Consider the following 26,329-nt stretch of genomic DNA (forward strand, 5'->3'; position numbering starts at 1 on the left):
AGCCATGCAGATGCCCCAGGGCGACGTAGTCGAAGCCGGCGAAGGCCTCCACACTCACCCGGTCGACGTTGCCGAGGGTGAGTTCCCGCTCCGACTCGCTGGTCTGCCCGCCCGCCACAAAGGTATGGGCGACCAGCACGGCGTGGTGATCCGGCCGGCCCTCTCGATCCCGGCGGATCCGGCCGAGGGCGAGCCGGGTCACATCCTCGTGGCGCAGGCGGGTCGGTGCGGCGCTGTCCCCTTCAGGGCCGCGGGCCAGCCAGGGGCCATCCACCGCGGGTTCGAGGTAGGGCAGGGGGTAGATCGCCACCGGCGTCCCGCCTCGCCGGGGCTGCACCAGCACCGGCTGATCCGCCCGCCGCACGTCGCCCCGGATCGTCACCCCGAACGCGGCCAGCAGCGGGTCGTAGATCGACACCCGCACATGGGAATCGTGGTTGCCCGCAATCGCCACCACCGCCGCCCCGTCCTGACGCAATTGGGCCAGGGTGTCGTTGAACAGCAGCACCGCTTCGGCCGGTGGGATGGTCCGGTCGTAGAGGTCGCCGGCGATCACCACCGCATCCACCTCGGCCTCCCGGGCCAGCTCGATAATCCGCGCCAGGGCCGCCGCCTGCTCCTCCAGCAGGGAGGCGCCATGGAAGCTCCGGCCCAGATGCCAGTCGGAGGTATGGAGCAAACGCATCAGGCCATCCCGGCTACAGCTCCCGGTCCTTGAGCAGGGGGGCCGCCACCAGCAGCATCAGGCTGCGGCTCTGCAGGGGGGCGCCGGCCGGGTGCCAGGCCTCGGGTCGGGCGGGCAGGTCGTCGCCGGCGGGCAGGGCCGTGTCGATGACCCGCAGCCAGCCCTGGGGACAGCTGGGCAACTCGAAGTGCATGGCCTTGCTGTAGGCGTTCAAGCCACACCACACCAAGGGGCCCTGCTGGCTGTCGTTGAGGCTCCAGGCCAGCGTGTGCGACCAGCTTGCCCAGTCGGGTTTGCCCACTTCGACCCCGTGCCACTGGCGCCAGAGGTGGCCGCGATCGCCGCTGCGGCGCTGGGGCCGATCGTCGAGGGGCACCTCGGGGTTGAACAGGCTCGCCAGGTGGGACCGCAGCTTCAGCAGCCGCTGCAGGAAGACCTGAAGGGCCTGGTCGCCCGCGTCGGGCTGCCAGTGCATCCAGCCCAGGGGATTGTTCTGGCACCAGGTGTTGTTGTTGCCGCCCTGGCTGCGACGCACCTCGTCACCCATCAGCAGCATCGGCACCCCCGGTGCCAGCAGCAGGCTGGTGAGCAGGTTGCGCAGTTGGCGTTCCCGTAGGGCCGTGATGGCGTGGTCGCTGCTTGGCCCCTCCACGCCGTGGTTCCAGCTGTTGTTGTGGTTGTCGCCGTCGCGGTTGTCCTCGCCGTTGGCCAGGTTGTGCTTGCCGTTGAAACTCACCAGGTCGGCCAGGGTGAAGCCGTCGTGGGCCGTCAGGAAGGTGATGCACTGGCCGGGGTGCACCGGGTTGGTGCTGAACAGGTCCGGGCTGCCCGAGAGGCGCTGCGCCATGGTCCAGCAGGTTTTCTCATCGCCCTTCCAGAAGCGCCGCAGATCGTCGCGGAAGCGGCCGTTCCAGGTGGCCACCCGGCGCGCGGGGAAGTCGTCCAGGCGATAGAGGCCGCCGCAATCCCAGGGCTCGCTGATCAGTTTGAGGTCGCTGAGGTCGGGATCGGCCTCCATGTCCTCAAACAGGGGCGGCGCGTCCAGGGGGGCCAGGTTGTCCCCCCGGCTGAGGGCGATGCCCAGGTCGAAGCGGAAGCCATCCACCCCCAGTTCGGTGGCCCAGCAGCGGAGGGATTCGAGGATCAACCGGCGCACCAGGGGGCGGTTGGCCGCAATCGTGTTGCCGCAGCCGCTCACGTCCTGGTAGTCGCCCTTGGCGCTCTGCTGGTAGTAGAGGCGGTCACAGAACCCCCGCCAGCTGAGGGTGGGCCCGTCCTGGTTGCCTTCGGTGGTGTGGTTGTAGACCACATCCAGCAGCACCTCGATCCCGGCCCGGTGGCAGGCCGTCACCAGTTGGCGCACCTGGTGGCGCGCGCTGAGCGGATCGTCCCCCACCAGATAGTCGGGATGGGGAGCCATCCAGCTCAGGGGGCTGTAGCCCCAGTAGTTGTGGCGGCCCGCCGGGGCATCGTGGGGGTCGAAGGCCATCACCGGCAGCAGCTCGATGGTGGTGATCCCCAGCTCGCGCAGGTAGGGCAGGGTGGGAATCAGTCCGAGCAGGCTGCCCTGCTGGTCCGCCGGCACCGGGCATCCCGGTCCCTGGGTGAAGCCGCCGACGTGCAGCTCGTAGATCACGCTCTTCTGCCAGCTGTGGCGCGGTCTGGGGGCGTGGTGGAAATCAAACCGGTCGCGCTCGGTCACCACCCCCTTGAGGCACTGGCCGGTGTTGGGCGCGGCCCCCACGGCAGCCCCGCGCTGGTAGCTGCCCCAGCCGGCGATGGCCCGGGCACAGGGGTCGAGCAGCACCTTCGAGGGGTTGAAGCCATGGCCGCCGGGCTGCAGCGGTCCAAACACCCGGTAGCCGTAGCAGCAGCCCAGGCCGACCCCCTCCACTTCCACGTGCCAGTGGTCGGCGGAGCGGTGCCGCTGGTCGAGTTCCACCACCCGCTCCGGTTCCACCGCATCGCCATCGCTGAACAGCAGCAACTCCACCCGGGTGGCCAGGGGGGCGACCACCGAGAAATTCACCCCCCTGGGGGTGAGGCTGGCGCCGAGGGGCCAGGGATGGCCGATGTGCAGGCCCCGGGCAAGGGCAGGACTGTTGAATTGGACAGTCAAGGCACCGAACCTGGGTGTTGCAACGTTAGGCAGCTCCTCCGGTGGGGGCATCCGCCTCCCCGTTGTGGTGCCCATCTCCTGATCAATCCCCCCAGCCCTTGGCCCAGCTCTCCCAGCCCCCCGAATCCGGCCGCCCCCCCCAGCTGGTGCGCCCCGGCCTGTGGCTGTTCGCGCCCAGCCGCGACAGCCAGGGGGGCAGCAGCTGGCTGCTGGAGGCCGGGGCCTGGGGTGGCCGCGGCGATCTGCTGGTCGATTGCCCCGGGTTCACCCAGGCCAACCTCGACAGCCTGCAGCGCCGCACGGCGGAGGTGGGACCCGGCACGATCGTGCTCACCAGCCGCGAGGGCCACGGCCGCTGCCGCCGTATCCAGGAGGCCCTGGGCTGGTCGGTGCTGGTGCAGGAGCAGGAGGCCTACCTGCTGCCCGGAGTGAAGTCCTGCACCGGCTTTGGGGCGGAGCACACCCTGGCGCCGGGGGTGGCCCTCCTCTGGACTCCCGGACCCACGCCGGGAGCCTGCGTGCTGCATGTGCACACCGGTGCGCTCGATGGCTTGTTCTGCGGGCGATTGCTGGTGCCGACCGGGCCTTCAGCCCTGGCCCCCTTGCCCACGGCGCGCACGTTTCACTGGGGCCGCCAGCTGGCCAGTGTGGAGCGGTTGCGCCGTTGGTTGCCGGCTGGCTCTCCCGCCTGGATCGCCAGCGGTGCCGGGCTCGGGGCCCTGCGCGGCGACAAGCTGGTGATGGGTGGTGCGGCGCTGCTGGCGGGCCTGGATCTGGCGTCTTTGGCCCCCGCTGCGCGCTGAGCTGAACGCCCCCTGTGGGGGAATTGTCACGACAACCGTTGCAGCGGCGGACTTTTGTGTTGCAGCCAGGTCCAGAGCCCCATACCATTGGCGCGCTCATCTCAGGGCCGGTCGGGATTTTCCGACTCGTCACCCTCATCGCGACCCGACCGTCGCGACCCGACTGTCGCAACTCCACCGCAACCCGACCGCCACCCCCGAGGCTTTCCCGTCCTATGAACAAAGCTGATCTCGTCAACCTCGTTGCCGCCCGCACCGAGCTCACCAAGACCGACGTCTCCCAGGTCGTCGACGCTGCCATCGAAACCATCATTGATTCGGTGGTGGAAGGCAAGAAGGTGTCCATCCTTGGCTTCGGTTCCTTCGAGCCCCGCGAGCGCTCCGCCCGCCAGGGTCTGAACCCCAAGACCGGCCAGAAGATCAAGATCCCCGCCAAGCGGGTGCCTGCCTTCACCGCCGGCAAGATGTTCAAGGACCGCGTCCAGGGCTGATGCCCCCCCTGGGCTCAGGCCCAGGCACCGCTTGCAGTGGCGGCCCTGCGGGGCCGCTTTTTTATTGCCGTGCCATGCCCCTGCCCTCCCATCTCCAGGCCCTGCTTGAGGCGGGCCAGCGCCAGCGTGAGCAGGCGTACCGGGGCCGCTTTGCCCCCTCGCCCACCGGCCCCCTGCACCGGGGCAACCTGCGCACGGCCCTGCTCAGCTGGCTGCATGCCCGGCTGCGGGGTGGCAGCTGGCTGCTGCGCATCGACGATCTCGATACGCCCCGCAATCGGCCGGGGGCGGAGGCGTCGATCCTGGCGGATCTGGCCTGGCTGGGCCTGAACTGGGATGGTCCGGTGCTGCGCCAGAGCGAGCGGCGGGGGCTCTATGCCACTGCCCTCTCAGGCCTGCGGCGGGCAGGCCGGCTCTATCCCTGCCGCTGCAGTCGCCGCTTGCTGGCTGATGTGTCGGCCCCCCACGGCGCCCTGGCGGTGTATCCCGGCTTCTGCCGGGAGCGGGCCAGCGGCTGGGGCCCCCAGCAGGGACGGCTGCCCAGTTGGCGGCTGCGGTTGGAGGGCGGGCCCTTGGGTTGGTCCGAGGCCTATGGGCCCCCCGGGGTTCTGGATGGCCCTGCCGCCATCGGCGATGTGGTGTTGCGCCGGGCCGATGGCTATCTCGCCTATCACCTGGCCACCGCGGTGGATGAACTCAGTCTGGGCATCAGCGATGTGGTGCGCGGCGACGACCTGTGGAGCGCCACCGGCGCCCAGGTGGCCGTGATGGCGGCCCTTGGTGCGACGCCTCCCCGCTACGGCCATGTGCCCCTCTGGCGCGACGGGGCCGGGCGGCGGCTCAGCAAGCGGGAGGGGGCGGAGGGGCTGGAGGGCTATCGGCAGCGCGGCTGGGATGCCGCCGCGGTGGTGGGCGATCTGGCAGCCAGTGCGGCGCTGGTGGCACCGGGCAGCCGCATCAGCGCGGCAGAACTCCTGCAGGAGCTCGGCCCGGAGCACGTGGATCGTGCCCTGAAGGGCCCCCAGACTTAAGGAAGGTTTCGGGATCAGGTGGGGAAAAGCAGACCACACTGATGGACAACGAAGTGTCCCCAGGTGGGGGTATCGCGATGACCGCCCATCCTCACTCCAGCCCTCTCCAGGCCAGTCCCAACAGCGACTGTCCATGTCGCCGCTGCGGCGGCAGCGGCATGCTGCGCCTCGACGACCAGCGCTACCGAACCTGCCTCGATTGCCTCGGCCAGGGCCAAGTCGTGCGGGCCAATGGAATCAGTCCAGCCGCCATCACTCCAGCCGCTCTCACGACAGCGGAGCTCCTGCAGCGACGATCAGGTGGGGTGATCAGCCTTTCTGCTTCTTCTTCCGCCAGATGAAGAAGGCAGCGGTCGCCACCACCACGGCCAAGGGCGCCGCCGTCAACAGCAGCAGAATCACCGCGGTCCAGTCGGTGTACATCGCTCAGACGCCAAACCGCAGCCATCATCCCAGTAGGCGGTCCCCCAGGGTGCCTTCCTCGCGTCCAACCCTCCTGAGCCCCAGCTCCCAGCGATGACGTTTCAGCCCGCTGCGATCCGGCCCCTCCTGCGCCGACTGCGCCCGTCTCTCCGCCTGGTGGGGGCTCTTGCCCTGGTGGGGCTCGGATGGGCTCCCGTTCAGGCCGGCGTGGAGTTTGACAACTGCCAGCCCGCCGGGGACGGCGGCATCACCTGCGACACCCGGCCCACCGGCAACACCCAGATGGACGATGAAGCGGCGCGCTACGGGCTGTTCAACGAGGCCAGTCCGGGCTGGAGCGAATTCGATCCCGACCAGGGTTTCGAGGACGATTTCGGTGGCAACGAAACCTGAGCCCCCCGCCCCCCACGGCCTGGGGGATTCGCTGGTCGAGCGTCTCCACGCCGTTCAGCAGCAGCATGGCTACCTGCCCCCCGAGGAGTTGCAACGGCTGGCCCGGGCCATGGCCCGCCCCCTTAGCGAGGTGATGGGCGTGGCCAGTTTTTATCACCTGTTTCGCCTGGTGCCGCCAGGGCTGCATCGCTGTGTGGTGTGTCGCGGCACGGCCTGTTTTGTGCGGGGGTCTGAGCGGTTGGAGGCCTCCTTGCGGCAGCGGGGGGTGGCCTTTGAAACGGCCAGCTGCGTTGGGGCCTGCGGCCAGGCGCCGGTGTTGGTGCTGGATGGGGCCGTGCGCAGCGGTGATCCCGGGGAGCTGCCATGGCTGTGAGCTGGCGCTGCTGTGATGCCACCGCCTGCCGGGCGGCGGGGGCGGCGGCCTTGCGGCAGCGGCTCGAGGCGGAGGTGGGTGCCGAGCGGGTCAAGCCGGTGGGTTGCCTGCGGTTGTGCGGCCAGGCTCCCCTGGCAGCCGCCGATCACCCCGATGGCTCCACGGAGCTCGTGGCTGGTGTGGCTGGTGAGCGGCGCCTCGATCTGGACCATCCCTTCTTTGCGTTGCAGCGGCCCGTGGTGCTGGAGCGCTGCGGCCTGGTGGATCCGAGCTCGATCGACGACGCCCTGGCCCAGGGGGCCTACGCCACCCTGGCGGCGTGCCGCCTGCGGCGTGCCGCCGAGCTGGTGGAGGAGGTGGTGCGCAGCGGCCTGCGGGGCCGGGGGGGTGCGGGCTACCCCACCGGCCGGAAGTGGCAACTGGTGGCGGCCCAGAGCGGCGCCCACAAGGTGGTGGTGTGCAACGCCGACGAGGGGGACCCGGGTGCCTTCATGGACCGCAGCGTGATGGAGGGAGACCCCCACCGGCTGCTGGAGGGCATGGCGATTGCCGCCCAGGCCGTGGGTGCGGCGGAGGCCTACATCTATGTGCGGGCCGAATATCCCCTGGCGATCGAGCGGTTGCGCACGGCCATCGCGGCTGCCACCGAACGGGGGGTGCTGGCCGGCCTGCCGATCCAGCTGCGCATCGGTGCCGGCGCCTACGTGTGCGGGGAGGAAACGGCCCTGCTGCACTCGATCGAGGGGGGGCGCGGCACGCCGCGGCCGCGGCCGCCCTACCCGGCGGTGTCGGGCCTGTGGGGCCTGCCCACCCTGATCAACAACGTGGAAACCTTCGCCGCCATCCCCGCCATCCTGCGGGAGGGCGGCGACTGGTATGCCGCCATGGGTACGGCTGGCAGCAAGGGCACCAAGGTGTTTGCCCTCTCCGGCGCCATCACCCACACGGGCCTGATCGAGGTGGAGATGGGCACCAGCCTGCGCACCATCGTCGAGGCGATGGGGGGTGGCGGTTCGGGCGTGGTGAAGGCGGTCCAGACCGGCGGCCCCTCCGGCGGCTGTATTCCGGCGGAGCTGCTCGACACGCCGGTGGACTACGCCAGCCTGCAGGAGCTGGGCTCGATCATGGGCTCGGGCGGCATGGTGGTGATCGACGCGGCGATGGCGATGCCGGAGCTGGCTCGGTATTTCATGCGTTTCTGCGTGGCGGAGAGCTGCGGCAAGTGCCTGCCCTGCCGCGCCGGCACGGTGCAGCTGGAGCAGTTGCTGGATCGGTTCGTGGAGAAGCGGGCGTCGCCGGCGGATCTCGCCCAGCTTGAGCAGCTCTGCGGCATGGTGAAGGCCACCAGCCTCTGCGGCCTGGGTCAGTCGGCCCCCAACCCGGTGCTCAGCACCCTGCGTTTCTTTCGCGCCGAGTACGAAGCCGCCCTCGCCCCCGGAGTGGTGCCATGAGTGTGGATCCGCCCGTGGTGCATGGGCACATCAATGGCCAGGTCTTCTCGGCCGCTGCCGATGCCACCTTGCTGCAGGTGATCCGCGCCGCCGGGCTGCAGGTGCCCACCCTCTGCCATCTCGATGGCCTCACACCCGTGGGGGCTTGCCGCCTCTGCCTGGTGGCGATCGAGGGGCACCCCAAGCTCGAACCCGCCTGCGTCACCACCGTGGCCGAAGGGATGGTGGTGCACACCCACACACCGGAGCTGGAGACCTACCGGCGCATGGCGGTGGAGCTGTTTTTCGCCGAGGGCAATCACGTGTGTGCGTTCTGCGTGGCCAACGGCTCCTGCGAGCTCCAGGACGTGGCCGTGGAGGTGGGCATGGACCATTCCCGCTTCCCCTACCAGTACCCCCAGCGCCACGTCGACGCCTCCCATACCCAGTTCAGCCTCGATCACCACCGCTGCATCCTCTGCACCCGCTGCGTGCGGGTGTGCGATGAGATCGAGGGGGCGCACGTGTGGGACGTGGGCTACCGCGGCAGCGCCTGTTCGATCATCGCCGGCCTGGATCAGCCTTGGGGCGAGGTGGCGGCCTGCACGTCCTGTGGCAAGTGCGTGGATGTGTGCCCCACCGGCGCCCTGTTCCGCAAGGAGGACGGCACCGCGGAGAAGCACCCCCATCCGGAGCGGGCCGCCCAGCTCGCCGAAGCCCGTCACGAGCACCGCTGGACCAACCCATGACCACCAAACTGCGATTCGCCACGGTGTGGCTGGCGGGCTGCAGCGGCTGCCACATGTCGTTTCTCGATCTCGATGAATGGCTCTTTGAGCTCGCCGAAGCTGTGGAGATCGTCTACTCGCCGGTGGCCAGTGACATCAAGGTGTTCCCGGAGGGGGTGGATCTGTGCCTGGTGGAGGGGGCGGTGGCCAATGCCGACAACCTCGAATTGGCCCTGCAGCTGCGGGCCCGCAGCAAGGTGGTGGTGTCCTTCGGCGACTGCGCCGTGACCGCCAACGTGCCGGGCTTGCGCAACCTCTGGGCTGAAGTGGAGGGCGGCAGCCGCCACAGTGTGCTGGAGCGTGGCTACGTGGAGCTGGCCGATACCGGTGCCCAGCACCCCCACGCCCCCGGCATCGTGCCGGAGCTGCTGGAGCGGGTGCTGCCGCTGCATGAGGTGATCCCTGTGGACCACTACTTGCCGGGTTGTCCGCCCTCGGCGGAGCGGATCCGCACCTTCCTCGAACCCCTGCTGCGCGGCGAGCTGCCGGCGATGGAAGGCCCGGCCATGCTGGGTTTTGGTTGAGGGCGATCGCCATGGGCACCGATCCCACCCCCCGCACGATCACGATCGATCCGGTGACCCGGATCGAAGGGCACGCCAAGATCACCCTCCACCTCGATGACGCGGGCCGGATCGCCGATGCCCGCTTTCACGTGGTGGAGTACCGCGGATTCGAAACCTTCTGCGAGGGCCGGCCGTTCACCGAGATGGCCGGAATCACGGCCCGCATCTGCGGCATCTGCCCGGTGAGCCACTTGTTGGCGGCAGCGAAAACCGGCGACAAGCTGCTGGCGGTGCAGCCCCCGCCGGCGGCCCGCAAGCTGCGCCGCCTGCTGAACCTGGCCCAGCTCACCCAGAGCCACGCCCTCTCCTTTTTTCACCTCAGCAGCCCCGATTTCCTGCTGGGCTGGGAGAGCGATCCGGCCCGGCGCAATGTGTTCGGCCTGATGGCGGCCGATCCCGAACTGGCCCGTGCCGGCATCCGTCTGCGCCAGTTTGGTCAGCAACTCATCGAACAGCTGGCGGGCCGCAAGATCCACAGCGCCTGGGCCGTGCCCGGTGGCGTGCGCACGCCGATGACGGCGGCGACGGCGGCCTGGATTCGCGAGCGGCTACCGGAGGCGATGGCCACCGTGGCTCGGGCGCTGGAGCTCTACAAAGCGCTGCTGGATGGGCCGCTGCAGCGGGAGCAGCGCAGCTTTGGCGACTTCCCGTCGCTGTTCATGGGCCTGGTGGCGCCCGACGGCGGCTGGGAATGCATCGAGGGGGCGATCCGCTTCATCGACTCCACGGGCCAGATCGTGGCCGATGGCCTCTCGGAAGACGATTACGCCAGCATCCTGGGGGAGGCGGTGGAGAGCTGGAGCTACCTGAAATTCCCCTACTACAAACCCCTGGGCTATCCAGGCGGGATGTATCGGGTGGGGCCGCTGGCCCGGCTCAACGTGTGCGAGCGCATCGGCACCGCGTGGGCCGACCGGGAGCTTGCGGAGTTGCGCGCCCGCAGTGGCACCCCAGGGAGCGGCGGCCGGATTGTGACGTCGTCGTTTGCCTATCACCACGCCCGGCTGGTGGAGATCGTGGCCTGCCTGGAGGCGATCGGGCAGCTGGTGGAGGATCCTGAGCTGCAATCGCCCCATGTGCGGAGCCATGCCGGCCTCAACGCCACCGAGGCGGTGGGGGTGAGCGAGGCTCCCCGCGGCACGTTGTTTCACCACTACCGGGTGGACGACGACGGCCTGATCACCCGGGTGAACCTGATCATCGCCACGGGCCAGAACAACCTGGCGATGAACCGCACCGTGGCCCAGATCGCCCGTGAATTCATCCCCGAGCCGGTCGCCGCCGGTGCTGAGATCCCCGAGCCCCTGCTCAACCGGGTGGAAGCGGGCATCCGCTGCTTTGACCCCTGCCTGAGTTGCAGCACCCACGCGGCGGGTCAGATGCCGCTGCGGATGGCGCTGGTGGATGCCGGTGGGCGGGTGTTGGCGGAGCGGGTGCGGGATTGAGGGAGCCGTTGGCCTCAGCACGGCGTCTGGTGATCGGCATCGGCAACCCCCTCCGCGGTGACGACGGCGTGGGGGGCTTGCTGGCCGAGCAGGTGGGAGGCCGCAGCGTGCAGCAGCTCACCCCCGAGTTGGCTGCGGAGTTGGCCGAGCTGGAGGCAGTGTTGTTCATCGATGCCTGGCTGGCGCCGGCGGGGGCCGGCCCAGAGCTGATCGCGATTGCCCCTGCCAACGGCGCGACAGGCAGCTCCACCGAGAGCCACCGGCTCGAACCGGCCCAGCTGCTGGCGATCAGCCAGGCGCTCTACGGCCGCGCCCCCGCGCTCCATCTGCTGCGGGTGCCGGCCACCGCGTTCGGGCACGGCACGGTGCTGTCGCCCGAGCTGCAGGCCGCCCTGCCTGCTGCCCGGGCGCTGCTGGGCCAGTGGCTGGGCGGCCATGCATGAGCTCAGCCTGATGGAGGCGGTGCGCGATCAGGCGCTGGCGGCGGCCCATGCCGACGGTGCCATCCGCATCACGGTGATCAGCCTGCGGGTGGGGGAGCTGGCAGGGGTGGAGCTCGAGGCGCTGCGCTTCGCGTTCCCGGTGGCGATGGCGGGCACGATCGCTGCTGGCGCCGAGTTGCGCATCGAGAGCGAAGCGGCTGAATGCCATTGCACCGCCTGCGATGCCCCCTTCCCCGCCCCGGATGGTTGCTGCGACTGTCCCCGTTGTGGTGCGATCAGCCGCCAGCTGCTGCGCGGCCGCGACTTGCGGCTGCTGAGCCTGGAGGTGGTGTGAGGGGTGCGCGGGCGGCGCGCTGGCTGACAGCCGCTGGCCACCCTGCCCGGCGTCCCTAGCCTGGGGATGGTCCCAGACCTGTGTCGTCATGTGCCGCGACTGCGCCTGCGGGGAGCCGGCCCCTGACCCCGCCGCCGTGCCCGCCAGCGCCCCCCGTGAGCTGACGCTGCACACGGCCCTGCTCCAGCGCAACGACGCCGGCGCGGCCGCCCTGCGTCAGCGCTTTGCGGCCGCCGGCGTCAGGGCGGTGAACCTGCTCTCCTCCCCCGGCTCGGGCAAAACCGCCCTGCTCGAAGCCTTGGCCCAACGTCTCGATCCCACTCGCCTGGCGGTGATCGTTGGCGATCTGGCCACCGACAACGACGCCCGCCGCCTCCAGGCCGCCGGGGTGCCAGCGGTGCAGATCACCACCGGCCAGGCCTGCCATCTGGAGGCGTCGATGGTGGCGGAGGGGGTGCACCGCCTCAACCACCAGGGCATCAGCCTTGAGCAGCTCGAGCTGCTGGTGATCGAGAACGTGGGCAACCTGGTGTGCCCCGGCGCCTACGACCTGGGCGAGAGCCTGCGGCTGGTGCTGCTCTCCACCACCGAGGGCGAGGACAAGCCGCTCAAATACGCGCCGATTTTCCACGGCGCCGATCTGGTGCTGATCAGCAAGATCGACCTCGCGGAGGCGGTGGGCTTCGACCGCGCTGCCGCCCACGCCGCCATCGCCCGCGTGGCGCCCCACGCCCAGGTGCTGGAGGTGTCCGCCCGCAGCGGCGCCGGCCTCGACGCCCTGATCGAGGCCCTCGGGTTGGCCCTCCCGGCGGTGCGATGAGTCAGGCCCGCCTGCGCCTCTGGTGCCGCGGGGTGGTGCAGGGGGTGGGCTTCCGGCCGCTGGTGCATCGCCTCGCTGGCGAGCTGGCGCTGGTGGGGGAGGTGGAGAACGTCGCGGGCGCCGTGCGGCTCGAGTTGCAGGGGGAGCGCCGGTGCCTCGAGCTGCTGGTGCGGCGGTTGCCCGGGGCGGTGCAGCCCCCCGGCGCCTTGGAGCCACTGGCGCCGGAATGGCTCCCGCCCCGCGTTCCGGCGCCACCTGGCCTGCGCATCGCCGCCGCTGCAGGCCAGCCCCTGGGGGAAGGCCTGGTCGCCCCGTCCCTCGCCGCCGATCTGGCCCCCTGCCCCGCTTGCCTGGCCGAGCTCCACGATCCCGCCAACCGCCGTCACCGCTACCCCTTCATCAGCTGCAGCCAGTGCGGGCCGCGCTACTCGATCGCCACCGCCGAGCCCTACGCCCGCGCCCACACGAGCCTGGCCGGTTTCCCGCTGTGCGCTGCCTGCAAGCGGGAGTTCGACGATCCGTCTGATCGCCGCTTCCACGCTGAAACGATCGGCTGCCCCGCCTGTGGCCCCCGGCTGGAGTGGCAGGGGCCCGGTGCCCCGGCCGCAGGCGAGGCGCCGGATGGGCCGCTGGCGCCGGCCCTGGCCCTGCTGGCGGCGGGCGGGATCCTGGCCCTGCAGGGGGTGGGGGGCTTCCAGCTGCTGGTGGATGCCGGCAACGGGGCGGCGGTGGCCCGGCTGCGCCAGCGCAAGCACCGCCCCGCCAAGCCCCTGGCCCTGTTGGTCGCCGATCCGGAGGCCATCGCGCCCCTGGTGGAGGTGTCTGCGCCGGAACGGCTCCAGCTGCAGCACCCGGCGGCCCCGATCGTGCTGCTGCGCCGCCGCCTCGGCGTGCCTGAGGCCTTTCCGTCTGTGGCGCCCGGCAGCGCTGCCCTGGGGGTGATGCTGCCCGCTTCGCCCCTGCACCAGCTGCTGGCGGCGGGCTTTGGCCGGCCCTTGGTAGCCACCAGCGGCAACCGCAGCGGCGAGCCCCTCTGCCGCGATCCCGCCGAAGCCCTGGAGCGCCTGGCGGGCATCGCCGATGGCTTCCTGCTCCACAACCGTCCGATCGCCCGCCGCCTCGACGACTCGGTGCTGCAGGTGATCGAAGGGCGGCCGGTGCTGTTGCGCCGCGCCCGCGGCTACGCCCCCAGGGCCCTGGCCTTGCAGGCCCCGCCGGGCACCGCCCTGGCCCTCGGCGGCGACCTCAAAAGTGCCCCAGCCCTGGCCCAGGGCGGCCGGGTGTGGCTGGCGCCGGTGCTCGGCGACCTGGCCGGTGGCCTGCAGCAGCAGCTGTTGCTGCAGGGGGTGGATCAGCTGTTGGCGCGCTACGGCTCCCAGCTGGATGCTCTCGTTTGCGATCCCCATCCCGGCTACGGGAGCCACCAGCTGGCGGCTGGGGCGGCCCGCCGGCGGGGGCTGCCGCTGCAGACGGTGCAGCACCACCGGGCCCATGGGCTGGCGGTGGCGGCGGAGCACGGTCTGGAACTGCCGCTGCTGGTGTGGGCCTGCGATGGGCTGGGCTACGGCGACTCAGCGGGTGGTGGCGAGTCCAGCCCCAGTGGCCAGCGGCTCTGGGGCGGGGAGTTGCTGCGGCTCACGGCCGCGGGGGCCGAGCGCTGGGCCTGCCTGCGGCCCTTCCCGCTGCCGGGTGGGGAGCGGGCGATGGCCGAACCACGCCGGGCGGCCCTGGGCCTGCTGGCGGCCGCCGGGCCCGAAGCCCTGGCCCACTTCGGAGCCGCCAGCTGCCGCAGCGCTTTTGCGGAGGCGGAGTGGCAGCTGCTGCTGCAGGCCCTGGCCACGGGTTGCAACAGTCCGCTCTGCTCCAGCACCGGCCGGCTGTTTGATGCGGTGGCCTCCCTGCTGGGCCTCTGCCAGCACAGCAGCTTTGAGGGCGAGGCGGGGCTGCGTCTGGAGGGTTTGGCGCTGCGGGCTGGGCCCCTGCCGCCCGTGCCCATGCCCCTGCTGGCCGCCGAGGGGCTGGAGCTGGGCTGGCTCGACTGGGGGCCCCTGCTGCACAGCTTGTTGGAGGCCGGCGCAGCAGGGGTGTTGCCCCGGCAGCGGGCCGCGACCTTTCATGCCTCCCTGGCGGCGGGTCTGGCTGGGGCGGCGGCTCAGGTGGCGGCCCGCAGCGGCGCTGGGCCCGTGCTGCTGGCCGGGGGCTGCTTCCAGAACCGCCTGCTGCTGGAGAGCACCAGCGCGGCCCTCAAAGCGGTGGGCCTGGAGCCCTACTGGGCCGAGCAGCTTCCCTGCAACGACGGCGGTCTGGCCCTGGGCCAGCTTTGGGCAGCTTTGGCCAATCTCCCTATAACGAAGGAAAGCGTGGAGGCCTCCCCATGTGCCTGGCCACCCCCGGGCTGATCCTGGCGGTCACCGGTCCCGCCGCCGAGGCCTGCACCGGTGATGCCGCTGACGCCAACCTGTGGCGCCGAGCGGAAGTCGATTTCGGTGGGGTGCGTCAGTGGGTGAGCCTGGCCTGCCTGCCGGAGGCGGGGGTGGGGGATCGGGTGCTGGTGCACGTCGGCATCGCCCTGAGCGTCGTGCTGGAGGAGCCATGAGTGCCGCCCTGGCCACGGCAGCCCGGCTCACGATCGACGGCAATGAGGCCGTGGCCCGGGTGGCCTATCGCCTCAATGAGGTGATCGCCATCTACCCGATCACGCCGGCCTCGCCGATGGGGGAGTGGGCCGATGCCTGGGCCGCCGAAGGGCGCCCCAACCTCTGGGGGACGGTGCCCGCCGTGGTGGAGCTGCAGAGCGAGGCGGGTGCCGCCGGCACGGTGCATGGCGCCCTGCAGGCCGGGGCGCTCACCACCACCTTCACGGCCAGCCAGGGGCTGCTGTTGATGATCCCCAACCTCTACAAGTTGGCGGGGGAGCTGACGCCGGCGGTGCTGCACGTGGCCGCCCGCTCCCTGGCGGCCCAGGGGCTTTCGATCTTCGGCGACCACAGCGATGTGATGGCCACCCGCGGCACGGGCTGCGCCATCCTCGTCTCCTCCTCGGTGCAGGAGTCGGGCGACTTTGCGGCCCTGGCCACCCGGGCCAGCCTGCGCAGTCGCCTGCCGTGTCTGCATGTGTTCGATGGCTTCCGCACCTCCCACGAAATCCAGAAGATCGAGCCGCTCAGTGACGACCAGCTGCGCCAGCTGATCCCCCAGGCCGAGATCAGCGCCCACCGGGCGCGGGCCCTCAGTTCTGAGCACCCGGTGATCCGCGGCACCAGCCAGAACCCCGACGTCGCCTTCCAGGCGCGGGAATCGGTGAACCGCTTCGTCGACGCAGCCCCGGATCATCTGATCGAGGCGATGGCGCGTTTCGGGGAGCTCACCGGCCGGCCCTACCGGCCCTACGACTACGTCGGCCCCGCCGATGCGGAGCGGGTGCTCGTGCTGATGGGCTCGGGCTGCGAGACCGCCGTGGAAACGGCTGAGGCGCTCCAGGCCGCCGGCGAGCGGGTGGGGGTGCTGAAGGTGCGGCTGTTCCGCCCCTTTGCCGCCCGGCTGCTGGTGGAAGCCCTGCCGGCCAGCACCCGGGCCATCGCCGTGCTCGATCGCTGCAAGGAGCCCGGTGCCCCCGGGGAACCCCTCTACCTCGATGTGGTGGCGGCCCTGGCGGAGGAGTGGGCGGCGGTGCATGGGCTGGCATCGCTCCCTGCGGTGCTGGGGGGCCGCTATGGGCTGTCGTCGAAGGAGTTCACCCCGGCGATGGTGAAGGCGGTGTTCGACCACCTGCGGCCGCTGCTGGCACCCTTGCCGCCTGGTGGGGAGGGCCGGCCGATCAACCACTTCAGCGTGGGGATCGACGATGACGTCACCCACCGCTCCCTGCTCCTCGACGACGACGCCGAACACGGCTTCGTGACCGATGGGGCGGAGGTGCGCGCCGTGTTTTACGGCCTGGGCTCCGATGGCACGGTGGGAGCGAACAAGGCGGCCATCAAGATCATCGGCGAGGGCACCGATCTCTTCGCCCAGGGCTATTTCGTCTACGACTCCAAGAAATCGGGTTCGGTCACGGTGTCGCACCTGCGCTTCGGGCCCCAGCCGATCCGCTCCACCTACCTGATCCAGCGGCCCACCTTCGTGGCCTGCCACCAGTGGGACTTCGTGGAGCGTTTCGATCTGCTGGCCGGCATTGAGCCCGGTGGCGTGTTTCTGCTCAACAGCCCCTTCGCGCCGGCGGACACCTGGGCGCGGCTGCCAGAAGCCCTGCGCGCCCAGATCCGCCGTAAGCGGATCGCGGTGCATCAGATCAATGCCTACCAAGTGGCGCGGCAGGCGGGCATGGGGCCCCACATCAACACGGTGATGCAGGCCTGTTTCTTTGCCCTCAGCGGCGTGTTGCCCCGAGTTGAGGCGATTGAGCGCATTCGCGCCTCCATTCAGCACAGCTACGGCCGCAAGGGCGAAGCCGTGGTGGCGATGAACCTGGCGGCCCTCGACGCCAGCCTCGACCACCTCGAACCGCTCGACTGGCAGGCCCTGGACGCCGCTGCCACGGCTCCCAGCACCGGGCCGTTGCCGGAGGATCGTCTCCACGCGGCCCCTGCCTTCGTGCGCGAGGTGATCGGCCCGATGCTGGAGCGCCGCGGCGATGCCCTGCCGGTGAGCGCCCTGCCCTGCGACGGCACCTGGCCGGTGGGCACGGCCCGCTGGGAGAAGCGCAACATTGCCGACGCGGTGCCGGTGTGGGAAACGGATCTGTGCGTGCAGTGCGGCAAGTGCGTGCTGGTGTGTCCCCATGCGGTGATCCGCGCCAAAGTGGGCGAGGCGGAGAGCTTCGCTGCCGCCCCCGAGGGCTTCCGCACGGCCCCCGCCCGCGACCCCGCCTTCGCCGGCCAAACCTTCACCCTGCAGGTGGCGGCCGAAGACTGCACCGGCTGCGCCCTGTGTGTGGAGGTGTGTCCCGCTCGCGACCGCAGCGAGCCGACCCGCAAGGCGATCAACATGGCGCCGCAGCGGCCGTTGCGGGAGCAAGCCCGCGGCCACTGGGATTTTTTCCTGCAGCTGCCCGAGGTGCCGCGCGCCGATCTGAACCTGCACAAGATCGGTCAGCAGCAGCTGCAGCAGCCGTTGTTTGAGTTTTCCGGAGCCTGCGGCGGCTGCGGCGAAACCCCCTACCTCAAGCTCGCCTCCCAACTGTTCGGCGACCGGATGCTGATCGCCAACGCCACCGGTTGCAGTTCGATCTACGGCGGCAACCTGCCCACCACCCCCTGGAGCGCCAACGCCGAAGGACGGGGCCCGGCCTGGAGCAATTCCCTGTTCGAAGACAACGCCGAATTCGGCTATGGCATGCGGGTGGCGCGCGACCAGCAGCGCCAGATGGCCCTCGATGGGCTGGAGCGGCTGGCGGGCCAACTGCAGCCGGAACAACTCCCGGCGTCCCTGCTGGAGGCCCTGCGTCACGCCGACCAGGGCGATGAGGCCGGCATCGTTGAGCAGCGCCAGCGGGTGATGGCCTTGAAGCAGCGGTTGCAGGCCGTGCTGGAGAGCAAGCCAGAAGACGCCCTCGGCGGGGAGGTGCGCCAGCTGCTGGAGTTGGCCGATGCCCTGGTGAAAACCAGCGTGTGGCTGGTGGGCGGCGATGGCTGGGCCTACGACATCGGCTTCGGCGGCCTCGACCACGTGCTGGCCAGTGGCCGCGACGTGAATGCCCTGGTGCTCGACACCGAGGTGTATTCCAATACCGGCGGCCAGGCCTCCAAGAGCACCCCCCGCGGTGCGGTGGCCAAGTTTGCGGCGGCCGGCAAGGCGGCCCCCAAGAAGGATCTCGGCCTGATGGCGATGACCTACGGCACCGTCTACGTGGCCAGCGTGGCCATGGGGGCCCGCGACGAGCACACCATCCGCGCCTTTCTGGAGGCCGAGAGCTATCCAGGCCCGTCGCTGATCATTGCCTACTCCCACTGCATCGCCCACGGCATCGACATGGCCCAGGGCATGGCGCACCAGAAGCTGGCGGTGGATTCGGGTCGCTGGCTGCTCTACCGCTACGACCCGCGCCGAGCCGAGCGCGGCGAGACTCCCCTGCAACTCGACAGTCCGGCGCCGAAGCGCTCCCTGGAGGAGGCGATGGAGCGGGAAAACCGCTTCCGCATGCTGCGCTACAGCCAGCCGGAGCGGGCCCGGGCCCTGGTGCGTCAGGCCCAGCGCGAGCTGGAGTGCCGCTGGGCCACCTATCGCGCCCTGGCTCAGCCCGCCCCCAAGCCATGACCCCCGATCTCGCCACCACCTATCTCGGCCTGCCGCTGCGCAGCCCCCTGGTGGTGGGGGCTGCGGCTCCCCTGAGCGACGATCTGGCCCACCTGCAGGCCCTGGAGCGGGCCGGGGCGGCGGCGATCGTGCTCCATTCGCTGTTTGAGGAGCAGATCGAGCAGGAGCAGCTCGACCTGCACCGCCATGCCATGGCCGGCGCCGATAGCTATGGCGAGGCGCTCAGCTACGTGCCGGAGCCATCGATCTTCCATGGCGGGGAAGACCTCTACCTGCGCCATCTCGAGCAGGCCCGCAAGCGCCTGGCCGTGCCGGTGATCGCCAGCCTCAACGGCACCAGTCCGGGCCGTTGGGTGGAATCGGCCCGGCGGATCGAGGCGGCGGGTGCCTCGGCCCTGGAGCTCAACATCTACGCCATTCCCACCGACCCCGAGCTCTCCAGCGCCGCCATCGAGGCCGGGGTGGAGGAGATCGTGCGCCAGGTGCGCGCCGAGGTGCGCTTGCCCCTGGCGGTGAAGCTGAGCCCCTTCTTCACCAACCTCAGCGCCATGGCCAAGCGCCTGGCCGCGGCAGGGGCCGATGGGCTGGTGCTGTTCAACCGCTTCTACCAGCCCGACATCGACATCGAGACCCTGGAGGTGCGGCCCAACCTGCTGCTGTCCACCCCCCACGATCTGCGCTTGCCGCTGCGCTGGATTGCCCTGCTGCATGGCCGCCATCGCCTGGATCTGGCGGCCAGTGGCGGCGTGCACCGCGGCACCGATGTGGTGAGGCTGTTGATGGCCGGTGCGTCCGTCACCCAGGTGGTGGGGGCGCTGCTGCGCCACGGCCCCGAGCGCCTGGCTGGTCTGGAGGAGGAGCTGGCCACCTGGTTGATGGAGCACGAGGTGGCCAGCGTGGCCGAGCTGATCGGCTGCATGAGCCAGCAGCGCTGTCCCAACCCGGCCGAATACGAGCGGGCCCAGTACATGCGCGCCATTCAGGGGTATCGCCCGGCGGAGGCGCGCCAGGCCCCGGGGCCCTGGTGAGCCCCGCCGTGGCTGGCCGGGTTACGGAGCTGGCGGCGGAGCTGGCGTCCACGGTGAGCCGTCCCTGGACGGTGATGGAGGTGTGCGGCGGTCAGACCCACGCCATCCTGCGCTGGGGCCTGGACCAGCTGCTGCCGCCGGGGCTGCGGTTGATCCATGGGCCCGGATGCCCGGTGTGCGTCACCCCGGCGGAGCGGCTCGATGCGGCCCTGGCGCTGGCCGCTCGCCCTGAGGTGATCCTCTGCTCCTACGGCGACATGCTGCGGGTGCCGGGCAGTGCCGCTGGGGCTGCGGGGGCTGATCCCGTGGCGGCAACCGACCTGCTCGGTGCGCGGGCCGCCGGTGGCGACGTGCGGCTGCTCACCTCGCCCCTGGAAGCCATGGCCCTGGCCCAGGCCGCGCCCGATCGGGAGGTGGTGTTTCTGGCGGTGGGCTTTGAAACCACGGCCCCGGCCACGGCCCTGTTGCTGCGCCAGGCCCGGGCCCTGGGACTCGCCAATCTCTCGGTGCTGCTGGCCCACGTGCGGGTGGCCCCGGCCATGGAGGCTCTGCTGCTGGAGCCCGCCAACCAGGTGCAGGGCTTCCTGGCGGCGGGCCACGTGGGCGCGGTGATGGGCACCGCCGAGCTGGGCCAGCTGGTGGAGCGCCACCGGGTGCCGGTGGTGGTGACCGGCTTCGAGCCGGCCGATGTGATGGCGGGCCTGCTGCGGCTGGTGCAGTTGCTGGAGGCGGGCACGCCTGCCCTCGCCAATGCCTACGGCCGGGTGGTGCGGGCCCAGGGCAACGGCGTGGCCCAGGCCTTGCTGCAGGAGGTGTTTGTGGTGACGGATCAGCCCTGGCGCGGTTTGGGCCCCATCGCCGGCGGCGGGTTTGCCCTTGCCCCGGCCTACCGGCACTTCGATGCCCTAGGGCGCCTGGGTGCGCCTGTGGTGGGCCCCGAGCCGGCCGCCGCCAGCCCCTGCATCAGCGGCCGGATCCTGCAGGGGCGGGCGCTGCCGGCGGAGTGCCCGGCCTTCGGCCGCGCCTGCACCCCCGAGCACCCGCTGGGGGCGCCGATGGTGTCGAGCGAAGGGGCCTGCGCCGCCTACTACCGCTACCGGCGCCAGGCCGTATGAGGGGGCGGCATGGCTGAGCGGATCCAGCTGGCCCATGGCGGCGGCGGCACCCTAATGCAGCAGCTGATCGACCAGGAGTTGCGGGCGCTCTATGCCGATCCGGCCCAGGTGCTGCACGATGCCGCCCTGCTCCAGGTGCCCCCTGGCCCGTTGGCCTTCAGCACCGATGGCTACGTGGTGCAGCCCCTGGAATTCCCCGGTGGCAACATCGGCAGCCTGGCGGTGATCGGCACCGCCAACGACCTGGCCATGGCCGGGGCCCGGGCGCTGCACCTGAGTGTGGCGATGATCCTGGAGGAGGGGCTCCCCCTGGAGGTGCTGCGGCGCGTGGTGGCCGCACTGGCGGCGGCAGCCCGCCAGTGCGGCCTCACGATCGTCACCGGGGACACCAAGGTGGTGGAGCGGGGCAAGGGCGATGGGGTGTTCCTCACCACCAGTGGCATCGGCCTGGTGGAGGCGCCGGAGCCGATTGATCCCCGCGCGATCCGGCCGGGGGATCAGCTGCTGGTGAGTGGCGATCTGGGCCGCCACGGCGTGGCGATCCTGGCGGCGCGCCATGGCCTGGATCTGGTGCCGCCGGTGCTGAGCGACTGCGCTCCCCTCTGGCCCCAGGTGCAGGCGCTGCTGGCGGCGGGCGTGCGGATCCACTGCCTGCGCGACCTCACCCGCGGCGGCCTGGCCAGTGCCCTGCAGGAGTTGGCCGTGGCGGCCGGCGTTGAGCTGGCGATTGAGGAGGCCTGTCTGCCGGTGGCCGAACCCGTTGCCCGCACCTGCGAGCTGCTCGGTTTTGAGCCCCTGCATCTGGCGAATGAGGGGCGGTTCGTGGCGGTGGTGCCGCCCGAGGCCGCTGACCGGGCCCGCGCGCTGCTGGCGGCCGGCGGTGGCGCCTGGATTGGCACGGTGCGTCCGGCCACCGGTGCCGGGGGGCGGGTGTTGCTCACCACGGCGTTGGGCACCGAGCGGCTGCTGATCCCGCTGAGCGGTGAGTTGTTGCCCCGTATTTGCTGAGGCCCAATCTGGGCCCTTGGTTGTTTAGATTTCATTAATGATCCGGTCGGCATCCGCCCCGGAGGAGGGTCCATGGACCTCACACCCTTTCTGAACAGCCTGGAGGGCACCACCCTCGACCAGGTGCTGATTTCGGTGGCGATCAGCGGCAAGGTGGCCATTGCCATGAAGGGCCGCTTTCTGCTGCGATCCGTGTGCGAGAGCTTTAAGGACCGCACCCGCATTGGCTGCGCCGTGACCGATGAGGCCACCTGCCTGAGCTATCTCGGACGGGAGCCCTATGAGCTGCTGATCTGCACCGACTACCTCGAGGATGGCAACGGCTTTGAGCTGGCCCGCAAGGCCCGCGCCGCCCAGCCAGGCCTGCGGGTGGTGGTGCTGGCGCTGGGGGATGTGATTCCGGCGCAGTACGTGGAGGCTCCGTGGCTGGAGGCGGTGGTGGCGGAGGCCGACTTCATCGGCGACCAGCGTCCCCTGCAGGCGGCGGTGCTGGCGGTGATGGGACACCATTCCTACCGAAGCCCCTCGCTGCGTTCCGGCACCCTGCCCTATCTGAGTTGCCCCCGGCTCACCAAGCGGGAATACGAGGTGTTGGATCTGCTCGCCAGTGGACTCACCGATCGGGAGATCGCCGAGAGCCTGGTGGTCAGTGAGGAAACGGCGAAGACTTACACCAAGCGCCTGCTCAAGACCCTCGACGTCAACAACAGGCTGCAGGCGGTGCTCAAGGGCATGCGCTGCGGCATGGTCCAGATTTAGGGGGCAGCCCCTCAATTGTCCCCGTATGGGGGGATCGGGAACCGGGCCGTTGGACGCAGAGTGATTCCAGTGCCCACCTGGGTTCTGCGCTGACCCGAAGGCCGCCGGTTCCATGCCCCCATCCCTGCCTGCCCCCGCTCCCGGCCTCACCATTGGTGAGCTCGAAGCCAACTACTCCCTCTACTGCAAGGCCCTGCGCCTGCTCATCCGTGAGGGCAAGTCGATTGCCAAGGTGCGCCGCACCGTCTGCTGGCAGCGGCTGGAGATCCTCCACAACTGCCTGCCGGGCCAGTACCGCGAGCCCGACTACCTCTTTGCCCTGCTGCAGCGGGAGCTGAAAACCGACCTGTAAGGGGTGAGCGGGTGCCGCTCAGTCGCTCAGCACCCAGAGGGCCAGGCCACCGCCCCGGCCCCTGGCCAGGAGCCAGCCCGACTCCCCGTCCCCCTCCCTCGCGATCAGGGCGAAGAAGGGGCGCTTGCGGGGCTCCGGCGGACCGGCTATGGCCTGCCGCCACAGGGTGTGATTCCCGCAGCGCAGCTCGAGCTGGGTGAACCAGAACTCCAGTAGCGGCCGCCGGCCCCGCAGCTGTCCCTCGCCGCTGAAGCACAGCTGCAGGCCCCCGAATTGCACGCTGTTGAGTACCGCCAGCCCATCCCCTTCCGGGTCGGGACTGATGGCCAGGGTGGCCTGGAGGGCGCGGAGCAGGGCGGCGGTGGGGGTTTGGGGCTGGGTTTGGCGTTGGCTCCAGAGCTGGTCGAGGCGCCAGCGGCCCTGCAGCCTCTCGCGGGTCAAACCGGAGCCCTGGCTGCGGCTGCGGCGCTCCAGGGCCAGCACCTCGGTGCCGCTCAGTTCAGGACGGGTCGGGCGGCTGGGGTTCAAGGCGGGTCAGTCGAAGTTGGCCTTCAGATACCGCTCGAGGAAGGTGCCCGCAGGCAGCACGGGGGGCTCTTCGAATTTCATGCCGAGGTAGGTCTGGAAGGCATCGTCGGAAAACCACATCAAGCGGGCCTGGAACGTGGCCAGACCCGTGCCCACCACCTCGGTGAGGGTGAGGGTGCACACCGTGTTCACCGGCAGGTCCACCTGGCCATTGGCGATCACGCACAGGCCGGTGTTGCTGAGATCCCACAGGGTGGTGACCCAGCGGCGACCGTCCGGGGCCTGGATCGATCCCCGGGGGGCGATGGCGAAGGGGATGACCTTGCGTTCGTCCTGACGGTTGTCTGGGGTGCCCCGGCGACTGATGCCACTGCGGCGGTCCATGCCGCTGCGCCGTTCCTCCTGTTGCTCCTCGTTGAGCCAGTCCTGCACGCCGCGCCGCTCGTCGTTGCTGCGCCGCTCCCCGCTGCTGCGCCGCTCGCCCCCATCGAGCTTCTGGAACCGACCCTCCCCCTCCATGGCTGTGCTGGTGACGTTGGGGGTGTTTTCAAGTCCTTTCATAGCCGACACCCTCAGCCGGCGAAAGGGGGAACGGGCCACTCGCCCGCATGGCTACTGTGACCTCATCAGATCGGCCGTTCATCCGTTCCGCTGGAGGCGGTTGCCCATGGGCTCCCATGCCAAGGAGGCGGTGCTGCAGGCAGGCCTGCCCTTCCATGCCAGTCGGGCGCGCGTGGAAGCCAGGCTGGAGCGCTACGCCAGCACGTTCAACCGGCAGGACCGCGGCTTTGACATTGCCTGTACCCATCGCGGCAGCCTGTTTCTGGCGCGATCCGTAGCCGCCGGCGTTGGGGACACCAAGCTCTTTGCCGCCGTGCATACCGGGGTCACCTACCTCTCCAGCGCCGACGAGGCCTTTGCCACGTTTCTGCTGCCGTTTTTGGGCCGGGCCAGCTTCCGGGTGGACCGGCGCCAGTTTCATCTGATCGCTGGCCACTCCGCTGTGTACATGGCGGGACAGGCCAGGCGCTGCGAAACCCAGCTGGCTGGGGGCACCTGCATTCAGCTGTCCCGGCAGCGTCTGGCAGCCAAGGCGGCCGAACTCTCCGGCGACCCAGGAGAGGCCTCCCAGTACCTCGACACCTTTGAGCGGCCCTGGGAATTCAGTGAGAGCGTTCCTCTTCAGAGGAAGTTGCTGGCGGCAATCCGCAGGACCCTTGGCTTGATTGATCTGGTGCAGGGGGGCGATCGGGGCAAAGCGGATGCTCTGCGCATTGAAGATCTGCTCTATCGCAGCGTGGTGTTGCTGGCCAGGCCGGACTTGTTCCGCCCAACCTGACCAGCTCTGGCCTTCGGGTCACGCCCCTCGGGAGCGAAACTCAGAAGCAGAACGGCAGAAACTGGGTGCGGCAGGCGGCGTAGCCGTCCACGAGGGCGCCCAGGCCGATCTGGTGGGCAATTCCCGAGCCCGTGAGCCCTTCAGTGATGATCCCGATCACGATGCCGAGCATGGCGGCCCGACCGTTGAAGCGCTCCACGCGTTGGAGCTGTTCCATGTGGATCAGCTGTTCGGCGCGGTGCTGGAACCACTTGTCGGTGGCGGGGGTGTTGGTCATGGGGTGTGGATGGCGATCAGCGGGATTTGGAGGTCAGGTCGCTGGGGCGGCTCAACACGTAGGTGGTCATGCCCGTGAGAACAACCACAAGGGCGATGACGGCAGCGATGGCAGTGGTGTAATCGGTGCTCATGGAGATCAGCCCAGGCCCAGCTGGGCTGCGATGGTCTGGCCGGTGAGGAGCTCCGTGCCGAGGCCGATCACGAAGCCGAGCATGGCGAGGCGGCCATTCCAGCTTTCGGCGAACGCCACAAATCCAAAGCGGGGAGTGGGTTGGGCCATGGGTGTTGCGGTTTGTTACGGGAACTGTAACGGATTGCAAACGGTTCTGTCTGGTCTGAACGCCCCCTGATGGATTCGAACCATCGACCGGCTGCTTAGAAGGCAGCGGGTTGTAGCTGGGAGCCCTTGTCCCGCCTGGATTCTTGACTGAGCTTTGGGGGCAAAGTGGGAAATCAGTGGGAAACCGGCTGTCGGCAAGGCAGCCGGTCAGGGCTGCACCTCTCCCACTAGCGCCGCCAACTTGGCCAGCAGTGCCGGGTCATTGGCCAGCTTCGCCAGCAGGGCCGCTGAATCAGGCGCCGGCTCCTGGGCCTTGTCGGGTTCGATCACCACCGGCAGTGGGTCGGCGGGTGCGTCAGCAGCTGGGCTGCGCCGCTTGCGTTTGCGCGGTGCTGTCTCCCAGTCCCGGATGACTGCTTTGCAACCTTCCAGATCAAACAACGTTCCCCGCACTCGATCCGGCCCGGGCAACCTCCACAGCCCCTCCAATCGGCCAGCGCGCCGGTGGTTGTCGATTGCTGATTGCGTCAGCCCTAACGCCTCTGCCAGCTCCGGTGACGTGACCCACACCACAGGCGCAGCGGCGGTGGCCGGGGCCTCCTCTGACACGGCGTCAGCAGGCTCTGGAGCAGGGTCTGGCGCGGGTGCCGATGCCTCTGCTGCAACGGCCAGCATCCGTGCTTCACGATCGGCGGCGGCTTGCTTGGCCTCTTCGGCTTCGGCTTGTTTCTTTGCCGCATACGCGGCGCGACGTTCGGCGGCAGCGGCCTCTTCATCCGTTGCCGGCTTATCCGGCTCCATCGGCGGACGGCCTCGGCGCTGCCACTTGCCCTGGGCCCTGCCCTCTGCAATCCGGGCCCGTTGCGTCTTCACCACCAGCCATTGCTCCAGCTCTGCCTCAGGGATCAAACGAAAGCCCTCTGGTGTCCCTTCCTCGCGCAGCTGCAGCGGCTGGGGGCAGACCTTGGCCCGGGCCAACCTCGCGCTGGCAGCAATGAACGGCGGCGTTAGCGCGGTCCAGCAGCAGGCCATCCACCGATCCCCCAGGGCCTGCCACTCCTGGCGGTAGCGGGTGTCATCCGTTCCAGGCTCTGGCGCCTGCAATGCCTCCGCATCGGCGGCCAATGCCTCCACCAGCTCACACCAGCGGGCCACGTGCGCCATCTCATCGCGAGAGATCAGTTCTTGCATCACTGCACCTCCAGGTTGAACTTTTTCATCGCGGCGGTCAGGTCTTCAAAT

28 protein-coding genes and 1 tRNA gene are annotated in these 26,329 nt (G+C 70.1%); 21 read left to right on the forward strand and 8 right to left on the reverse strand.

Going from position 1 to position 26,329, the window contains the following annotated elements:
• A partial coding sequence (locus tag KBY71_RS09335) for an exonuclease SbcCD subunit D (RefSeq protein ID WP_254928650.1) occupies positions 1 to 685 on the reverse strand: 685 nt, incomplete at its 3' end.
• Between the two features lie 13 nt (positions 686 to 698).
• Positions 699 to 2,765: a glycogen-debranching protein gene (locus tag KBY71_RS09340; protein ID WP_254928676.1), complete on the reverse strand. Its 2,067-nt coding sequence runs from the start codon at positions 2,763 to 2,765 to the stop codon at positions 699 to 701.
• A 137-nt stretch (positions 2,766 to 2,902) separates the two neighbouring features.
• Here KBY71_RS09340 and KBY71_RS09345 point away from each other — a divergent pair, with 137 nt between their 5' ends.
• From KBY71_RS09345 to KBY71_RS09440, 20 genes are all read left to right on the forward strand, one after another.
• Positions 2,903 to 3,607, forward strand: a complete 705-nt coding sequence (locus KBY71_RS09345) for an MBL fold metallo-hydrolase (RefSeq protein WP_254928651.1) — start codon at positions 2,903 to 2,905, stop codon at positions 3,605 to 3,607.
• Between the two features lie 215 nt (positions 3,608 to 3,822).
• Complete coding sequence (locus KBY71_RS09350) at positions 3,823 to 4,098, forward strand: HU family DNA-binding protein (protein WP_094561421.1); 276 nt, start codon at positions 3,823 to 3,825, stop codon at positions 4,096 to 4,098.
• Between the two features lie 74 nt (positions 4,099 to 4,172).
• Positions 4,173 to 5,129, forward strand: coding sequence for a tRNA glutamyl-Q(34) synthetase GluQRS (gluQRS, locus tag KBY71_RS09355; RefSeq protein WP_254928652.1), 957 nt, complete (start codon positions 4,173 to 4,175; stop codon positions 5,127 to 5,129).
• A 516-nt stretch (positions 5,130 to 5,645) separates the two neighbouring features.
• A complete protein-coding gene (locus tag KBY71_RS09360; RefSeq protein ID WP_254928653.1) occupies positions 5,646 to 5,945 on the forward strand; it encodes a hypothetical protein in 300 nt (99 codons plus the stop codon).
• Positions 5,929 to 6,318: an NAD(P)H-dependent oxidoreductase subunit E gene (locus KBY71_RS09365; RefSeq protein ID WP_254928654.1), complete on the forward strand. Its 390-nt coding sequence runs from the start codon at positions 5,929 to 5,931 to the stop codon at positions 6,316 to 6,318. Before KBY71_RS09360 ends, KBY71_RS09365 begins: the two co-directional genes overlap by 17 nt.
• A complete protein-coding gene (locus KBY71_RS09370) occupies positions 6,309 to 7,769 on the forward strand; it encodes an NADH-quinone oxidoreductase subunit F (RefSeq protein WP_254928655.1) in 1,461 nt (486 codons plus the stop codon). The genes KBY71_RS09365 and KBY71_RS09370 overlap by 10 nt, the downstream gene beginning before the upstream one ends.
• On the forward strand, positions 7,766 to 8,497 hold the full coding sequence (hoxU, locus tag KBY71_RS09375; RefSeq protein WP_254928656.1) for a bidirectional hydrogenase complex protein HoxU: 732 nt from the start codon (positions 7,766 to 7,768) through the stop codon (positions 8,495 to 8,497). The genes KBY71_RS09370 and hoxU overlap by 4 nt, the downstream gene beginning before the upstream one ends.
• Complete coding sequence (locus KBY71_RS09380; RefSeq protein ID WP_254928657.1) at positions 8,494 to 9,060, forward strand: oxidoreductase; 567 nt, start codon at positions 8,494 to 8,496, stop codon at positions 9,058 to 9,060. The genes hoxU and KBY71_RS09380 overlap by 4 nt, the downstream gene beginning before the upstream one ends.
• Positions 9,061 to 9,071: 11 nt before the next feature.
• Complete coding sequence (locus tag KBY71_RS09385) at positions 9,072 to 10,547, forward strand: Ni/Fe hydrogenase subunit alpha (RefSeq protein WP_254928658.1); 1,476 nt, start codon at positions 9,072 to 9,074, stop codon at positions 10,545 to 10,547.
• An 8-nt stretch (positions 10,548 to 10,555) separates the two neighbouring features.
• Positions 10,556 to 10,990 (forward strand): hydrogenase maturation protease, encoded by a 435-nt coding sequence (locus tag KBY71_RS09390; RefSeq protein WP_254928659.1) that lies wholly within the window; start codon positions 10,556 to 10,558, stop codon positions 10,988 to 10,990.
• Entirely contained in the window at positions 10,983 to 11,324 is a 342-nt protein-coding gene (hypA, locus tag KBY71_RS09395; protein ID WP_254928660.1) for a hydrogenase maturation nickel metallochaperone HypA, read from the forward strand. The genes KBY71_RS09390 and hypA overlap by 8 nt, the downstream gene beginning before the upstream one ends.
• A gap of 88 nt (positions 11,325 to 11,412) precedes the next feature.
• Entirely contained in the window at positions 11,413 to 12,144 is a 732-nt protein-coding gene (gene hypB / locus KBY71_RS09400) for a hydrogenase nickel incorporation protein HypB (RefSeq protein WP_254928661.1), read from the forward strand.
• A complete protein-coding gene (gene hypF / locus KBY71_RS09405) occupies positions 12,141 to 14,543 on the forward strand; it encodes a carbamoyltransferase HypF (protein WP_254928662.1) in 2,403 nt (800 codons plus the stop codon). Before hypB ends, hypF begins: the two co-directional genes overlap by 4 nt.
• A complete protein-coding gene (locus KBY71_RS09410; protein ID WP_254928663.1) occupies positions 14,519 to 14,740 on the forward strand; it encodes a HypC/HybG/HupF family hydrogenase formation chaperone in 222 nt (73 codons plus the stop codon). The genes hypF and KBY71_RS09410 overlap by 25 nt, the downstream gene beginning before the upstream one ends.
• Before the next feature lie 8 nt (positions 14,741 to 14,748).
• On the forward strand, positions 14,749 to 18,399 hold the full coding sequence (nifJ, locus tag KBY71_RS09415; protein WP_396095219.1) for a pyruvate:ferredoxin (flavodoxin) oxidoreductase: 3,651 nt from the start codon (positions 14,749 to 14,751) through the stop codon (positions 18,397 to 18,399).
• On the forward strand, positions 18,396 to 19,427 hold the full coding sequence (locus KBY71_RS09420; protein ID WP_254928665.1) for a dihydroorotate dehydrogenase-like protein: 1,032 nt from the start codon (positions 18,396 to 18,398) through the stop codon (positions 19,425 to 19,427). Before nifJ ends, KBY71_RS09420 begins: the two co-directional genes overlap by 4 nt.
• On the forward strand, positions 19,424 to 20,542 hold the full coding sequence (gene hypD / locus KBY71_RS09425; protein ID WP_254928666.1) for a hydrogenase formation protein HypD: 1,119 nt from the start codon (positions 19,424 to 19,426) through the stop codon (positions 20,540 to 20,542). Before KBY71_RS09420 ends, hypD begins: the two co-directional genes overlap by 4 nt.
• A 9-nt stretch (positions 20,543 to 20,551) precedes the next feature.
• A complete protein-coding gene (gene hypE / locus KBY71_RS09430) occupies positions 20,552 to 21,550 on the forward strand; it encodes a hydrogenase expression/formation protein HypE (RefSeq protein WP_254928667.1) in 999 nt (332 codons plus the stop codon).
• Positions 21,551 to 21,622: 72 nt separating this feature from the next.
• The gene (locus KBY71_RS09435) at positions 21,623 to 22,309 is read left to right on the forward strand and encodes a response regulator transcription factor (protein WP_254928668.1); all 687 of its coding nucleotides are present in this window, start codon (positions 21,623 to 21,625) and stop codon (positions 22,307 to 22,309) included.
• A gap of 112 nt (positions 22,310 to 22,421) precedes the next feature.
• On the forward strand, positions 22,422 to 22,661 hold the full coding sequence (locus KBY71_RS09440; RefSeq protein ID WP_254928669.1) for a DUF3136 domain-containing protein: 240 nt from the start codon (positions 22,422 to 22,424) through the stop codon (positions 22,659 to 22,661).
• Positions 22,662 to 22,679: 18 nt separating this feature from the next.
• On the opposite strand, the gene KBY71_RS09445 is transcribed toward KBY71_RS09440, so the two are convergent.
• Positions 22,680 to 23,189 (reverse strand): hypothetical protein, encoded by a 510-nt coding sequence (locus tag KBY71_RS09445; RefSeq protein WP_254928670.1) that lies wholly within the window; start codon positions 23,187 to 23,189, stop codon positions 22,680 to 22,682.
• Between the two features lie 6 nt (positions 23,190 to 23,195).
• Positions 23,196 to 23,750 carry a PilZ domain-containing protein gene (locus KBY71_RS09450; RefSeq protein WP_254928671.1) on the reverse strand — a complete coding sequence of 185 codons (555 nt, stop codon included), beginning with the start codon at positions 23,748 to 23,750 and terminating at the stop codon, positions 23,196 to 23,198.
• A gap of 106 nt (positions 23,751 to 23,856) precedes the next feature.
• Here KBY71_RS09450 and KBY71_RS09455 point away from each other — a divergent pair, with 106 nt between their 5' ends.
• Positions 23,857 to 24,528, forward strand: a complete 672-nt coding sequence (locus KBY71_RS09455) for a hypothetical protein (RefSeq protein WP_254928672.1) — start codon at positions 23,857 to 23,859, stop codon at positions 24,526 to 24,528.
• Between the two features lie 40 nt (positions 24,529 to 24,568).
• On the opposite strand, the gene KBY71_RS09460 is transcribed toward KBY71_RS09455, so the two are convergent.
• The 4 genes from KBY71_RS09460 to KBY71_RS09475 all read right to left on the reverse strand — a co-directional run bounded on the left by KBY71_RS09460 (position 24,569) and on the right by KBY71_RS09475 (position 26,278).
• Positions 24,569 to 24,805: a chlorophyll a/b-binding protein gene (locus tag KBY71_RS09460; protein WP_254928673.1), complete on the reverse strand. Its 237-nt coding sequence runs from the start codon at positions 24,803 to 24,805 to the stop codon at positions 24,569 to 24,571.
• Positions 24,806 to 24,943: 138 nt separating this feature from the next.
• Positions 24,944 to 25,087 carry a high light inducible protein gene (locus KBY71_RS09465; protein WP_254928674.1) on the reverse strand — a complete coding sequence of 48 codons (144 nt, stop codon included), beginning with the start codon at positions 25,085 to 25,087 and terminating at the stop codon, positions 24,944 to 24,946.
• Between the two features lie 60 nt (positions 25,088 to 25,147).
• Positions 25,148 to 25,249, reverse strand: a tRNA-Arg gene (locus KBY71_RS09470).
• A gap of 45 nt (positions 25,250 to 25,294) precedes the next feature.
• Positions 25,295 to 26,278, reverse strand: a complete 984-nt coding sequence (locus tag KBY71_RS09475; RefSeq protein ID WP_254928675.1) for a hypothetical protein — start codon at positions 26,276 to 26,278, stop codon at positions 25,295 to 25,297.
• Positions 26,279 to 26,329: the final 51 nt, after the last annotated feature.

The organism is Cyanobium sp. T1B-Tous (genome assembly GCF_024345475.1).
Taxonomy (GTDB): Bacteria; Cyanobacteriota; Cyanobacteriia; order PCC-6307; family Cyanobiaceae; genus Cyanobium_A.